Below are 13,867 nucleotides of genomic sequence, written 5' to 3'. Positions count from 1 at the left end.
AACAAGGAAACTGTGACAATATAGTCGGGTATGCGTATTATTTTGAAAATCGATGTAAAGTATACGTCATTGCCGTCAATAAAAAGAAAGCCACAACCTGATGTGTTAAACCTAACCAAAGCGGAACCGCATACAACAAAGTAAGAACACCTAAAGCGAATTGGACAAAAACCAACAAAACCAAAGCATTCAAGCCTTTTTGTTGTTGGGCCGAAATGATATTTTTTTTGCTTTTGAAATACAAGTATAAAATCAAGCCAACAACTACATAAGCCATGCTTCGGTGCACAAATTGTACGCCGCTTTTGCCTTCTGTAAATCGCAGTAACCAACTGTCATATTCCATTTTAATACTGTCGTGAAAAAACTGTCCGTCGCTCATTAACGGCCAATGGTTGTGAATTAATCCGGCGTTCAAACCGGCTACGAAACCACCGTAAATGATTTGGGCGATTAAAAAGAACATTGTAATTCGCGCTAATTTTTTTAGAGGTAAAATCACTGCTTTTCTTTCCGGATAAATCAAATCCAAAGCCACCCAAAGCGTGTAAGCAAAAGTGATAAAGGCAAAAGTCAGGTGCAAGGCCAAGCGAAAATGACTCACATCCGGACGGTCTACTAAACCGCTTTTCACCATAAACCAACCGAAAAACCCTTGTAAAGCACCCATTCCCAACAGTATGAAGCATTTGTTTAAAGTGGCTTTGTCAATGCGTTTTTTGATTAAAAAGTAAACAAACGGAATGATAAATACTAAACCAATGATTCTGCCGATAAAACGATGAAACCATTCCCAAAAGTAGATGAATTTGTAATCGTCTAATTGAAAATCGTTGTGGATATTTATTTTTTGGTATTCCGGGAATTTCTTGTAGTCTTCAAAAGCTTGTACCCATTTTTCTTCGCTCATTGGAGGAAAGGTATCGGTTACCAAATGCCAATCGGTCATTGACAAACCGGAATTGGTTAAACGAGTGATACCGCCAACAACAACCATGATAAACACTAAAACACAACCGGAAAGTAGCCAATAAATGACTGATTTGTCTTTTTTCATTTCTATAAAATGTTTTGCAAAATTACCAATTGGAAAACGAATTAGCCATTCAACAAAAGTTAATCTAATACCAATTTATTTCACTCTTTTCAACCCTATTTTTTCGGCTTTGGATAAAACAAAATCGAAGGCGGCTTGGTATTCGTTAGGAATTTCTCCTTCCAAAATAGCTTCTTTAACCGCTTCTTTTAACACACCAATTTCTCGTGAAGGTTGCAAATTGAACAGTTCCATAATCTCTTCACCTGAAATTGGCGGTTGGAAATTGCGCACATGATCGCGTTCTTCCACTTCAATGATTTTTCTTCGAACAATGTCAAAATTGTTGTGGTATTTTTTAAACTTAGTCGGGTTTTTGGTGGTGATATCGGCTTCGCATAAAGTCATCAGGTTGTCTACATCTTCGCCGGCATCAAACACCAATCGTCGTACTGCTGAATCGGTAACTATATCTTCCGATAACACAATTGGTCTTGAACTCAGCATCACCATTTTTTGCACGAATTTCATTTTTTGGTTCAAAGGCATGTGCAATCTTTCAAAGATTTTCTTCACCATTTTACCACCTAAAAATTCATGCCCGTGAAAGGTCCATCCTTGTTTTTTATTGAAGCGTTTGGTTGGCGCTTTGCCAATATCGTGTAACAAAGCCGCCCAACGCAACCATACATCATCGGTATTCGGGCAAATATTATCTACCACTTCCAAAGTATGGTAAAAGTTGTTTTTATGGGTATGACCTTCGATTTCTTCTACGTTGTTGAGTGCTGTCAATTCGGGTAAAATAATATCGAGTAAACCGGTTTTGTATAAATGTAAAAAGCCAATCGACGGTTTCGGGGTTTCGAGAATTTTGTTCAATTCGGTTACAATACGCTCGCCCGAAATGATTTTGATTCGGTCTTTATTGTCGGCAATCGCTTGCAAAGATTCTTCTTCAATAGTAAAATTCAATTGGGTAGCAAAACGAATCGCTCTCATCATGCGCAAAGGATCATCTGAATAAGTGATGTTTGCATTTAAAGGCGTTTTGATAAGCTTGTTTTGCAAATCGGTTAAACCATTAAATGGGTCAACCAAATCCCCAAAATTATTAGGATTCAAAGAAAAGGCCAAAGCATTGATGGTAAAATCCCGGCGGTTTTGGTCGTCTTCCAAAGTGCCGTTTTCCACCAAAGGATTTCGACTGTTTTCTGCATAACTTTCTTTGCGAGCGCCTACAAATTCGATGTCGATTTCTTTGTAACGCAACATAGCTGTACCATAGTTTTTAAAGACTTGTACTTTGGGTTTATTGGGTAATAATTCGGAAACTTTTAAGGCTAAATCAATCCCGGAACCAACCGCAACGATATCAATGTCTTTTTTGAAATCGCGTTGCAACAAATAATCGCGCACAAAGCCGCCAATCACGTAACTCTCCAGATTGAGTTCTTGGGAAGCTTTTGAAATGATTTCGAAGATTTTATTGTCTAATGCTTTGGTGTAATTCATAATTAATTTGAAGATTTGAAGATTTGAAAATGGATGGATTAATTTTCAAATTTTCAAATTGTTTACTTGCGAATAATCTTAACCTGACTATCACTACTTAATTTAATAATGGTTGAGGGTTTGTCGCAATTTTTTTCGTGGTGCAAATTTACTACATAGTCCACACCGTTTAAAATTTCGGGACTAATTTCTTTAAAAGATTTTGGGGTAAACATACCTGAAATATTAGCCGAAGTGGAAACCAAAGGTCTTTTCATGCGTTCCATCAATTTGAAACAAAATGGTTCTTTAACAATTCTCACACCAAGCGTTTTGTCGTCGGCAATGATATTTGGGGCTACATTTCTGGGATTGTCCAGAATTAAGGTGGTTGGTTTTTCGGATAAATCTAAAATTTGCCAGGCAACTTCGGGAATTTCTTTGAACACATTGTACATCATTTTTTCGCCGTTCATCAGCACTATCATGCTTTTGGTTTCTGTTCTTTGTTTCAAGGCATAGATTTTTTTGATGGCTTCTTCATTAGTAGCATCGCAACCAATTCCCCAAACCGTGTCGGTTGGATAAAGAATAATCCCGCCGTTTTGGATGACTTCAAAAGCTTTATGTACTTCTTCGTTGAGATTCATTTTGCAAAATTTTTGTAAAGATAATGTAAAACACAAGAATTCAGTTTTGGTATCTTTGCCGAAATGCCTTTTAAGTTTTGTCAGGATAGTTTTTTTTTGAAAGGAAAAAGTAAAATTATCGAAGCACAACGGCAAAAACAAATTAACCAACTAATGACTACTTACAATTTTATTTTAGTATTATTGTAATAATGAAATTATCAGTAATCATCACCACTTACAACGCTGAAGAATGGCTTCATAAAGTTCTTGTAGGCTATAGTGTTCAAACTACAGATGATTTTGAAATTGTGATAGCAGATGATGGTTCTACGCCAAAAGTCAAAGAAGTGTTGGCTTTGTTTTCAACTAAGTTTAAGCATCCTATTATCCATGTTTGGCAAGAAGATTTGGGCTTCCGAAAGTCGGAAATCCTCAATAAAGCGATCCTTAAAACCAACGCCGATTATTTGCTCTTTACCGATGGTGATTGTATTCCGAGAAAAGATTTTGTGGCGGTTCATTTAAAACACAAAGAAACCGGATGTTTCCTTTCCGGCGGCTATTTCAAATTGCCAATGGATTTGTCTAAAGCCATTACTGATGAAGACATAGTCAACCAAAATTGCTTTAGTGTTTTATGGCTCAAAAAACAAGGTTTGCACTTGAGTTTCAAAGCTTCAAAACTTACACAAAACCGTTATTTTGCCTCGTTTATGAATTGGTTAACGCCTACCAAACGCACTTTCAACGGACACAACACTTCGTGTTTTAAAAGCGATATAGTAGCGGTTAATGGATTTAATGAAGACATGCAATATGGAGGTTTAGACCGAGAAGTAGGCGAACGAATGTTTAACAACGGATTGATTTCAAAGCAAATCAGATACTCAGCAGTTTGTGTACACTTAGATCATGCTCGTGGTTATTACAGTCAGGAAGGTTGGGATAAAAACCTAGCCATCAGAGCCTACAACAAAAAACACCATGTCATAAAAGTAAAAAACGGCATTGAAAAGCACTCTTAGCGTTTGGTTGGTTTTCCAAAAAGCGAATGCATTTTCATTCTTCTGAACAGCGATATTTTTCTTTTTTCGGGTATACCGAATTCTGAGCTGTATTTTTTTACGGCTTCTACCATTCTTTCGGCTGATTTCCCGTCGATGTAAGGATGGTATTGATTGAAAATTTCTTTTCGGTTTGGGGCAAAAGAATCTTGGGTAAGGTTATTTTCAACCAATTGAATTAGCTGATGGTAATCTGAACTGTTCTCCCAAAGGATGTTTTCCGAAATGTTTTTGAAAGTCACCACCGGTTTGTCCAAAAGTAAAAACTCATAAATTACCGAGGAAGTATCGCTGATTAACAAATCGGCCATCAATAAAAATTTGATGATGTTTTTTTCAGTTTCAAAGATGATATTGGGTGTTTCATCAGCGAGTTTTTTATACGTTTCCAACCATTCGGTATTCATCAACGGGTGAAACTTTAGCAACACCAAATAATCCGGGTTTTTTACCAAAGCTTTCAACTCTTCTGTTAAAAAAGGTGCAGAAGTCAGTTTGGGAGAAAAAGTAGGCGCGTACAACAGTATTTTTTTTGCCCCGTGTTTTTGTAAAAGTTTTTGCTTTTCGGTATCATATTTGTGAAAATCGGTACCGTATACATCCAGTTTAGGCCAACCGGTTTCTATCACTTCAAAATCGCGGTATTTGTTTTTAAAAGCGATGAATTTTTGAGTAAAATAAGGACCTTGAGTTAAATACAGGTCAAAGTAATGGCGTATTCTGAAATGGCCTTTCTTTTCACCGGCCAAACCGTGAAAGACTTGGACTTTTATGCCTCTTAAATAATGAGGAACTTCATTGCCGGGCACAAAAATCGCATCACTTTGGTAGGCTTCTAAGTCGGAGATGGTTGTAGTGTGATTTTCATTAGTAAACGGAAAATCTCCCAATATTTTTGGGTTGACATACCAAATATATTCTTCTCCATTCAATGCCAAATAGTGCTTAATGGGTTCAAGAATTCCGAATGAATAATTGTTTTGGCAAAAAAGAATGCATTTCATTTTAGAGCATTTTGTTTACATTCTCTAAATCTTCTACAAAGTCAATCTCCATACAATTGTAAGCAGAAATATCAACAGCAGTAATTTTTATTCCGTCTTTCTCAATGGCCAACTCCAAACCTCTTTCAAAGTAATCATTGTCGTCACATTCTTCCAATCGGTTGATGAAATGTTGGATGTCTTTGGAGGCAATAAAATTGATGCCAACAGCTTCCCCAAGACCATTTTTTACGGTTTTGGAGAGTTCGTTGATATAACCGTCTTTTAAAGTGTATTTCACTTCTTCCTCCGCTACTTTGCTGGTATTTACCGCTACAAAAGAGGTTTTTGATTTGATAAAAGGATACAGTATATCAAGAATTTGTCGATCGAAAACCACATCGCCATTGAACCACATCACCGATTTATCTCGGTTTTTGCGCAAGGCTTGCAACAAACTTTTAGAAGTATTAGTTCTGTCGAAAAACGGATTGTAGATGTAGGTAAGCTCGGGAAATCGCTCCATGATTAAATCCTTTTTGAAGCCTACAACCACACTAATATCATCTATGTCAAACTTTGATGCGATGTTTTCGGTTTGGTATTCCATGATACTTTTACCGTTTTTTAAAGGTGTTAAAGGCTTTGGGAACGGATTGCCTAATCTTGACCCGATACCGGCGGCTAGAATAATTATTTTCATGTTAATTTTTTTGTCTTGGTTGATTTTTCTCTAAGCATTAGCTATTCATTTTATTATTTATCCATTTTAAAACATAGCTCTGCATGCTTTTGCTTCCTAATTCCAAGCTTTGCAAACAAACAAATAGTTTGCTTTTATTCCAATCAAACCAAAATAATTTGAATATGGTCGGAATAACTTTATAAGTTCTGAAATAGGTTAATTGATAGTCCGTTTTCAAAACATAAGTTTTGTTTTTGATCTCCAAATGATTTGAAAGCGATGAAATGATGAACTGATCGTTGTGTCTGAACTTGTGTTTGATATTATTGAGCAGTAATTCGGGATTATGGGTGAAAAAATTTTCTAAAGTCGATTTTCTCACCGAAACCGGAGTATGGTCTCTGCGTACGTATTTCTTAGTAAATCCGGCAATTCGGGCACTTTTTTGTTGTAGCGCTTTGTAACCTACATTGGTTTTTAAATTCTTATTAAAGTATTTGTTATAGGTCTTTCGAAACCAACTGTTTCTGTAAAAATAATCCCAACGACCTCGAATGACAGGCAAACCATTAACGAAAAAATCTTCCATTTTGGTGGCTCTCATCAAGAAAGTGTCGTCGTTAAAAATGATAAAATGTTCTGCCATTTCCGGAATTCGATACAACGCGGTTATAATTGAACACGAGTTAAAAGTAGGCAAACAAGTTTCATAATCTTTAAAAATCACAGTATGATCAACCAACTTTAGATTGATGTTTTGTTTGGCCGCTGCTTCTTTTAAATGTTCAAATGATTTTGGCTGTTGGTTATCGGTCACCAAAAAAATAGTTCTGATAAACGGGGCAAACTTTATTATTGACGCAATAGCAATGTCAATTTCATCAATAGAATTGTACCGTTTGCTGCTGATTTTATTGTTCCAATCAATTTTCTTTTCCAAGTGAGTATTGATTTTTTCTCGCCACACAGCATCACTGCCATCTACCCAAGTGATTACAGCGTCTATTGTAATGTCATTTTTATTTTCAATACTCATAATGGTATAAATCTATATCGTTTGAGGCTTAAACCGCAACATCGTATTCTCTTAAAGCATTATTAAGAGAGGTTTTCAAATCGGTTGAAGGTTTGCGCGTTCCGATGATTAAAGCACAAGGCACTTGGTAATCACCCGCGGCAAACGATTTGGTATAACTTCCCGGAATAACCACTGAACGCTCCGGAACATATCCTTTGTATTCAATTGGTTCGCTTCCGGTTACGTCTATGATTTTGGTTGAGGCTGTCAAACAAACATTGGCACCAAGAACGGCTTCTTTACCCACATGAACACCTTCTACCACTATACATCTGGAACCGATAAAAGCACCGTCTTCGATGATAACCGGCGCGGCTTGTAATGGCTCTAAAACACCGCCGATGCCAACTCCACCTGAAAGGTGAACCTCTTTACCGATTTGGGCACAACTGCCAACCGTAGCCCAAGTATCTACCATGGTACCTTCATCAACATAGGCGCCGATATTGACGTAACTCGGCATTAAAATAACGCCTTTTGAAATGTAAGCACCATAACGAGCGGTGGCCGGTGGAACAACTCGGATTCCTTTTTCGGCATACCCGGTTTTTAGTAACATTTTATCGTGGTATTCAAAAATTCCCGCTTCCCAAGTTTCCATTTTTTGGATTGGGAAGTACATCACTACTGCTTTCTTTACCCATTCGTTTACTTGCCAGCCATTGTTTGTTGGTTCAGCAACGCGCAAAGTTCCCGCATCTAACAAGGCAATTACTTCTCTAATCGCATTGGTTGTTGTTTCTTCTTGCAATAAAGCGCGGTTTTCCCAGGCTTTTTCTATGGTATTTTGTAGTGTAGTCATGGTTTCGTTTTTTTCTTTGGATGGTTCGGACTAAAATCTTGAATGAGCAAAGATAGTTTCATTTTTAGAAAGTTGCAAAGCATTTCTCTCTTCCGACTGAGAATCAAAAAAATGTTAAATTCTAACATCAACTTAACAGATTAAGTAAGTTTGTTCTAACCTTATAACCGATAAATTTTTACTCATGAAAAGAAAGTTTTTGCTTTTACTTGCTTTAGTTTCAGTATTTTTTAGTTGCCAAAAACAAGCGGATGACAAGCATTCGATTCAAGATTCAATTGCTCAATCAGATTCAATAGTAAAACAAGAGGCACATAATGCTAAAAATTCATTAGATTATATCGGAATTTACAAGGGTGTTTTGCCTTGTGCAGATTGTGAAGGTTTAGAGACAGTGCTTTGCATCAATGAAAATAACACCTATAAACTACAAACCCGATATTTGGGTAAAGGAGACAAAGTATTTGAGCAAAAAGGCACATTTGTTTGGGATGATAAAGGAATTAAAATCATCTTGAATGATATTAAAAATGCCCCAAATCAATATTTTGTTGGGGAAAACAAGATGACACAATTAGATTTATCGGGTAAAATAATCACCGGAAAACTGGCCTTGCAATACGTTTTGTCCAAACAGGAAAATGAGGATTTAACCCATGTGAATGAATCTGAACAAACTCAGAAAGTAAATTTAAACAATCGTATGGAAGCCCAAACGGTTATCAAAAAAGTAAATCCGGCTGTTGGCAAAGCTACATTAGCCGAAACCAAATGGAAATTGATGACTTTGAATGGTAAAATTGTAAAACAAAGCGGAAAGAAAGATTATTTCATCAAATTAAACACTAATGATGGCAGATTTTCTGCTTATGCCGGCTGCAACAATATTTCCGGCAGTTATGTAATGCCATCCGCTTTTGGTTTGTCCTTTTCAAAAGCGGCTATGACTCGAATGGCTTGTCCTGAAATGGAGGTGGAAAGTCGTTTTGCCAAAATGCTGGAACAAACGGATCGCTACACTATAAAAGACAATATTCTTAAATTTCAAAAAGGGAAAGCGGTAATTTTGGCTACCTTTGAGCCGATAAATTAAACCGAATGCCCAGAATTTTAGCCATAGACTACGGAATCAAGCGAACCGGTTTAGCCGTTACCGATGAGTTGCAAATTATTGCCTCGGGTTTGACCACAATTCCTTCTGATACAGCGATTACTTTTTTGAAAGACTATTTTGCTAAAGAAAGTGTAGCCAAAGTTTTGATTGGCGAACCCAAACAAATGAATGGTCAACCTTCGGAAAGCACTCCGGTTATTGAAAAATTTGTCGCCGATTTTAGCCAAGCTTTTCCCCTGATGAAAGTGGAAAGAGTAGATGAACGGTTTACCTCTAAAATGGCATTCCAAACCATGATAGATAGTGGCTTGTCGAAGAAGCAAAGACAAAATAAAGGTTTGGTAGATGAGATAGCTGCCACAATTTTGCTCCAAGATTATCTCACTCGAAAAATGATTTAATTTTGTTACTTTTGCTCCTTAAAAAATCGAATCAAGCATAAAAAAACACCTTTTTTTGTTTCATTCTAAATTCAGATTTCAAAATGATAATTCCCATTTACGGATACGGCGAACCTGTTTTAAGACAAGTAGGTGCCGAGATTTCTCCTGACCATCCCAATTTAAAAGAGATTATTGCCAATATGTATGACACTATGTATAATGCTTACGGTGTTGGATTGGCAGCGCCTCAAGTTGGTTTAGCCATCAGATTATTTGTCATCGATACTGAACCGTTTAGCGACAGCGATGATTTGTCAAAAGAAGAACAAGAGCAATTGAAAACGTTTAAACGCACTTTTATCAATGCCAAAATGCTCAAAGAAGAAGGCGAAGAATGGGGATTCAATGAAGGTTGCTTGAGCATACCGGATGTGCGCGAAGATGTATACAGAAATGAACGCATCACTTTAGAATATTATGATGAAGATTTTAATAAAAAGACCGAAGTTTTCGACGGTTTAATTGCGCGCGTAATCCAACATGAATACGATCACATCGAAGGTATTTTATTTACCGATAAGATTTCGATGCTGAAAAAAACATTGATTAAAAAGAAGTTGCAAAACATCATGGATGGGAAAGCAAGACCGGACTACAAAATGAAGTTTGCCAACAAAAAAGGAAGATAGTTTTTTAAATTCCAAAATTGAAATTGCAGTTTCCAAAAAAAAAACAACCCATTCCCAAAACTAATTTTTTGATTCTGAAGGTAATATTTAAACTGAAATGTTAAAAAAATAGTTGGGATTTGGAATTTAAAAATTTGGAATTTTATTTATTTATATTTGTCCCCTAAATTTAAATTAAGAAATGAACGTAGAGAAAATTTTAGCTATAGCCGGTAAGCCGGGTTTATTCGAATTGAAATTACAAACCCGTTCCGGATTTTTAGCAGAATCCCTTTTAGACGGAAAGAAAATTACTGTTGGCATGAGAAGCAACGTAAGCTTACTGTCGGAAATTTCCATGTACACCTACAGCGAAGAAAAACCGTTAGCGGACATCATGAGAGCTATTGCTGTCAAAGAAAATGAAGGTCCGGCGATTTCTCACAAAGAAGACAACGACAAGTTAATCAGTTATTTCAAAGAAATTTTGCCGGATTACGATGAAGATCGCGTTTATGCTTCTGACATAAAAAAAGTGTTGAACTGGTACAACATCCTTCAGTCAAAAGGTTTGGTGTCTAAAGAAGAACCCAAAGTAGCCAATGCCGAAGCCATCAAAGAGGAAGTAGTAAAAGAGGTAAAAGAAGATGCCAAAGCCAAAAAAGCGCCTAAAAAGACAAAAAAAGAAGAATAGTTAATTACTTCTTTATAAATACAAATCCTATTGTTGATATTCAATGATAGGATTTTTTATTTTTACTCCAAATAATATTAAATATTAGATATCAGATATTAAATATCTAAAATCTAATATCTAAAATCTAATATCTAAAATCTAATATTTAAAATCTAATATCTAAAATCAAAATGAACACGCGCCAACAACAACTCGAAGCTTTCAACCGGTTATTGGATATAATGGATGATTTGCGAGAAAAATGTCCATGGGACAAAAAGCAAACGCTCGAGAGTCTACGCCATTTAACCATTGAAGAAACTTATGAATTGGGCGATGCTATTTTAGACAATGATTTACCGGAAATCAAAAAAGAGTTAGGAGATTTGCTGTTACACATTGTTTTTTATGCTAAAATCGGCAGTGAAACCAATGACTTCGACATAGCCGACGTAGCCAATAGCATTTGCGACAAGCTCATCGACAGGCATCCGCATATATACGGTGATGTTGTGGTAGCTAACGAAGAAGAAGTAAAGCAGAACTGGGAAAAACTCAAACTCAAAGAAGGTAAAAAATCGGTGCTGGAGGGCGTGCCGAAAAGCTTGCCGGCTTTGGTCAAAGCCAGCAGAATCCAGGATAAAGTGAAGGGTGTAGGCTTTGATTGGGAAGAACCGCATCAGGTTTGGGATAAAGTCCAGGAAGAATTGCAAGAACTCCAAGTGGAAGTCCGTGCCGGTAATCAAGATAAAATGGAGAGTGAGTTTGGCGATGTGTTGTTTTCTATGATTAATTACGCTCGATTCCTTAAAGTCAATCCCGAAGATGCTTTGGAACGCACCAATAAAAAATTCATCAAGCGATTTATGTATTTAGAAAGCAAAGCCACTGAGTTAGGTAAACCTTTAGCGGAGATGACTTTAGCAGAGATGGACGTTTTTTGGGAAGAAGCGAAGAGATTGTAGTTTTCAGTGTTCAGTCGGATGTGTTCAGTTGGCATTCGAGTTTTACCATTTGAGTCTTTTTTTTGTTCTATTTTCTTTTCTCTATTTCACTATATTTGATAAACTAACCAACCAAAAACACTTTATGTCTGAACAAAAACACGAATTAAAACGTTCCCTTGGGCTAATTGACGCCACCAGTATAGTTGCCGGTTCCATGATAGGTTCCGGTATTTTTGTAGTAACCGTATACATGGCGCGCGATTTAGGTTCCGCTACCTGGATTTTAATCACTTGGTTGATCACAGGCTTGTTGACCATGTCGGCCGCACTAAGTTATGGCGAATTGGCCGGAATGATGCCTACTGCAGGAGGACAATTTGTATACATTCAGCGCGCCTACGGTAAATTGGCTTCCTTTCTCTATGGCTGGACGGTTTTTACGGTAATTCAAACAGGAGTTATTGCAGCCGTAGCAGTAACTTTTGCCAATTATACGGCCGTATTTTTTCCCATCTTGCAAGAAGAAATTTTTCGGGTAGGCGATAGTTTTGTGTTTAAGAACAGTCAGGTCTTAGCCATGGCGAGCGTGGTGTTGCTTACGTATATCAATACCAAGGGTGTTAAAAACGGGAAAGTCATACAGTTGGTTTTTACCTCGGCCAAATTAATCGCGCTATTTGCATTGATTGGTTTCGGATTGTACATTGGTTTCAGCACAGATACCTTTTCAAACAACTTTAACAACACTTGGGAAGCCAGTAAAACCGTTTTTGATGAAACCACTAAAACGGTTACCGTTACCAAGTTAACCGGTGTAGCTTTGTTTGGAGCCATCGGCGCAACAATCATTAATTCTTTGTTTTCCAGCGATGCTTGGAATAATGTGACTTTCATCGCCGGAGAAATTAAAGATCCTAAGAAAAATATTCCCAGAAGTTTGTTTTTGGGAACATTAATAGTAACGATAATTTACATTTTAGCCAATGTGGCTTATTTAGCACTTTTACCATTAAACGGTTCTCCCGATGGTTCTGTAGTGGAAAACGGAATTATGTTTGCCGCTCAGGATAGAGTAGGAGCGGCGGCTGCTAATATGATCATGGGTAATATTGGAGTATTTGTCATGGCCGCTTTGATCATGGTGTCTACCTTTGGTTGTAACAGTGGTTTGGTTTTATCGGGCGGAAGATTGTTTTATGCTATGGCCAAAGACAATTTGTTTTTTAAGAAAGCAGGAGAATTAAATAAGCACGACGTTCCGGAAAAAGCGCTTTGGTTCCAATGCATTTGGGCTTGTGTATTATGCATTTCCGGCAAGTATGGCGATTTATTGACCTATGCGACTTTCGCTTCGTTGTTGTTTTACATACTGACGATTTACGGCATATTTATTTTGAGAAAGAAAGAACCAAATGCTGAAAGACCATATAAGGCTTTTGGTTATCCTGTCATTCCGGCTTTGTATATAATTCTTACTACCGCCATTTGTGTAGCCTTATTAATTTATGATACGGTCAACACCGGTTTGGGATTAGTCATAGTGGCTTTGGGGATTCCGGTGTATTATTTGTTTATGAACAAAAAAGCGTAAAAAAAAGAGTCTCCAAACGGAGACTCTTTTTTTTGTTATTTCGTAGGAACAGTTTCTAACAATTCTACTTCAAAAATAATATTGGAGTTTGGCGGAATTACGTTTCCGGCGCCTCTTTCACCGTAGCCCAATTTGGATGGGATGTAAATCAAATATTTGTCTCCGAAATTCATCAAGTTCAATCCTTCTAAGAATCCGGGAATCAAACCGTCTTTTCTGCCGTATTGGAAAGGGAATGGTTGGTAGCCGTTTTGTTTGGCTCTGTTCTCGTCGAATTTACCAAACTCTTTGCTAACGGTTTCATAACTGCTGTCGAACAAACTTCCGTCTTCTAAATAGCCGGCATAGTGGATATAAACCGTTGCGCCTTCAGCCGGTTTTTTACCGTTGCCTGTTTGTAAAACTTTGTATTTTAAACCGGTAGCCGTTTCAGTAGCTGTTGCTTTTGCTTCAGATAAAGCATTGCCTTTAGCTTTGATAACCAGCCCGTAAGTAGTATTGTATTGTTCTTTTTTTAGTTTTTCTCCCTCTTCTTGCTTTCTTTTGTTTTCGGCAGCAATGGCAACTTCTTTAGCTTCATCGGCTGCTTTGTTGGCCATGTAATCTGCAAAAACTTTCTGCGCATTGAATTTTTGAGCTTCAGCACCTTTGCGGATGATGCTTATTTTTTTCATTACGTCGTTTTGCTTGATTTTATTTAACACATCCATGCCC

General features: G+C 37.2%; 15 protein-coding genes. 7 read left to right on the top strand and 8 right to left on the bottom strand.

The annotated features are described in order from the left end of the window. Nucleotides 1-37 precede the first annotated feature (37 nt). The 3 genes from ACIQ32_RS03245 to ACIQ32_RS03235 all read right to left on the bottom strand — a co-directional run bounded on the left by ACIQ32_RS03245 (nucleotide 38) and on the right by ACIQ32_RS03235 (nucleotide 3,180). Nucleotides 38-1,057 (bottom strand): COX15/CtaA family protein, encoded by a 1,020-nt coding sequence (locus ACIQ32_RS03245; protein WP_396194243.1) that lies wholly within the window; start codon nucleotides 1,055-1,057, stop codon nucleotides 38-40. Between the two features lie 75 nt (nucleotides 1,058-1,132). Beyond that, on the bottom strand, nucleotides 1,133-2,551 hold the full coding sequence (locus tag ACIQ32_RS03240) for a CCA tRNA nucleotidyltransferase (RefSeq protein WP_396194242.1): 1,419 nt from the start codon (nucleotides 2,549-2,551) through the stop codon (nucleotides 1,133-1,135). 62 nt (nucleotides 2,552-2,613) lie between these two features. Next, nucleotides 2,614-3,180, bottom strand: a complete 567-nt coding sequence (locus ACIQ32_RS03235) for an L-threonylcarbamoyladenylate synthase (protein ID WP_396194241.1) — start codon at nucleotides 3,178-3,180, stop codon at nucleotides 2,614-2,616. 191 nt (nucleotides 3,181-3,371) lie between these two features. Here ACIQ32_RS03235 and ACIQ32_RS03230 point away from each other — a divergent pair, with 191 nt between their 5' ends. Next, a complete protein-coding gene (locus ACIQ32_RS03230; RefSeq protein WP_396194240.1) occupies nucleotides 3,372-4,187 on the top strand; it encodes a glycosyltransferase family 2 protein in 816 nt (271 codons plus the stop codon). Here the strand turns inward: ACIQ32_RS03230 and ACIQ32_RS03225 are convergent. Genes ACIQ32_RS03225 through ACIQ32_RS03210 form a run of 4 tightly spaced genes read right to left on the bottom strand, consistent with a single transcriptional unit; the run spans nucleotide 4,184 to nucleotide 7,774 of the window. Further along, complete coding sequence (locus ACIQ32_RS03225) at nucleotides 4,184-5,230, bottom strand: CDP-glycerol glycerophosphotransferase family protein (protein WP_396194239.1); 1,047 nt, start codon at nucleotides 5,228-5,230, stop codon at nucleotides 4,184-4,186. The genes ACIQ32_RS03230 and ACIQ32_RS03225 overlap by 4 nt on opposite strands. Nucleotide 5,231: 1 nt before the next feature. Next, nucleotides 5,232-5,912 carry an NTP transferase domain-containing protein gene (locus ACIQ32_RS03220; RefSeq protein WP_396194238.1) on the bottom strand — a complete coding sequence of 227 codons (681 nt, stop codon included), beginning with the start codon at nucleotides 5,910-5,912 and terminating at the stop codon, nucleotides 5,232-5,234. 37 nt (nucleotides 5,913-5,949) lie between these two features. After that, nucleotides 5,950-6,930 carry a Stealth CR1 domain-containing protein gene (locus ACIQ32_RS03215; protein WP_396194237.1) on the bottom strand — a complete coding sequence of 327 codons (981 nt, stop codon included), beginning with the start codon at nucleotides 6,928-6,930 and terminating at the stop codon, nucleotides 5,950-5,952. 28 nt (nucleotides 6,931-6,958) lie between these two features. Continuing rightward, nucleotides 6,959-7,774 carry a 2,3,4,5-tetrahydropyridine-2,6-dicarboxylate N-succinyltransferase gene (locus ACIQ32_RS03210; protein WP_396194236.1) on the bottom strand — a complete coding sequence of 272 codons (816 nt, stop codon included), beginning with the start codon at nucleotides 7,772-7,774 and terminating at the stop codon, nucleotides 6,959-6,961. Nucleotides 7,775-7,958: 184 nt separating this feature from the next. On the opposite strand from ACIQ32_RS03210, the gene ACIQ32_RS03205 reads away from it, so the two are divergent. From ACIQ32_RS03205 to ACIQ32_RS03180, 6 genes are all read left to right on the top strand, one after another. Continuing rightward, entirely contained in the window at nucleotides 7,959-8,867 is a 909-nt protein-coding gene (locus ACIQ32_RS03205) for a copper resistance protein NlpE N-terminal domain-containing protein (protein ID WP_396194235.1), read from the top strand. Nucleotides 8,868-8,872: 5 nt separating this feature from the next. After that, entirely contained in the window at nucleotides 8,873-9,289 is a 417-nt protein-coding gene (gene ruvX, locus ACIQ32_RS03200; protein WP_396194234.1) for a Holliday junction resolvase RuvX, read from the top strand. Between the two features lie 83 nt (nucleotides 9,290-9,372). Next, entirely contained in the window at nucleotides 9,373-9,960 is a 588-nt protein-coding gene (gene def / locus ACIQ32_RS03195) for a peptide deformylase (protein ID WP_396194233.1), read from the top strand. 181 nt (nucleotides 9,961-10,141) lie between these two features. Further along, complete coding sequence (locus ACIQ32_RS03190) at nucleotides 10,142-10,633, top strand: DUF5606 domain-containing protein (protein ID WP_396194232.1); 492 nt, start codon at nucleotides 10,142-10,144, stop codon at nucleotides 10,631-10,633. A 173-nt stretch (nucleotides 10,634-10,806) separates the two neighbouring features. Next, nucleotides 10,807-11,580, top strand: a complete 774-nt coding sequence (gene mazG, locus ACIQ32_RS03185; RefSeq protein WP_396194231.1) for a nucleoside triphosphate pyrophosphohydrolase — start codon at nucleotides 10,807-10,809, stop codon at nucleotides 11,578-11,580. 124 nt (nucleotides 11,581-11,704) lie between these two features. Beyond that, on the top strand, nucleotides 11,705-13,153 hold the full coding sequence (locus ACIQ32_RS03180) for an APC family permease (RefSeq protein WP_396194230.1): 1,449 nt from the start codon (nucleotides 11,705-11,707) through the stop codon (nucleotides 13,151-13,153). A 35-nt stretch (nucleotides 13,154-13,188) separates the two neighbouring features. Here the strand turns inward: ACIQ32_RS03180 and ACIQ32_RS03175 are convergent. Beyond that, nucleotides 13,189-13,867: FKBP-type peptidyl-prolyl cis-trans isomerase (locus ACIQ32_RS03175; protein WP_396194229.1), on the bottom strand; the 679-nt coding region annotated here is incomplete at its 5' end.

Source organism: Flavobacterium sp. (assembly GCF_044373165.1).
Classification (GTDB): domain Bacteria; phylum Bacteroidota; class Bacteroidia; order Flavobacteriales; family Flavobacteriaceae; genus Flavobacterium.
Note: the sequence above shows the minus strand (reverse complement) of the source record. Positions and strands in the feature narration are given on the sequence as shown.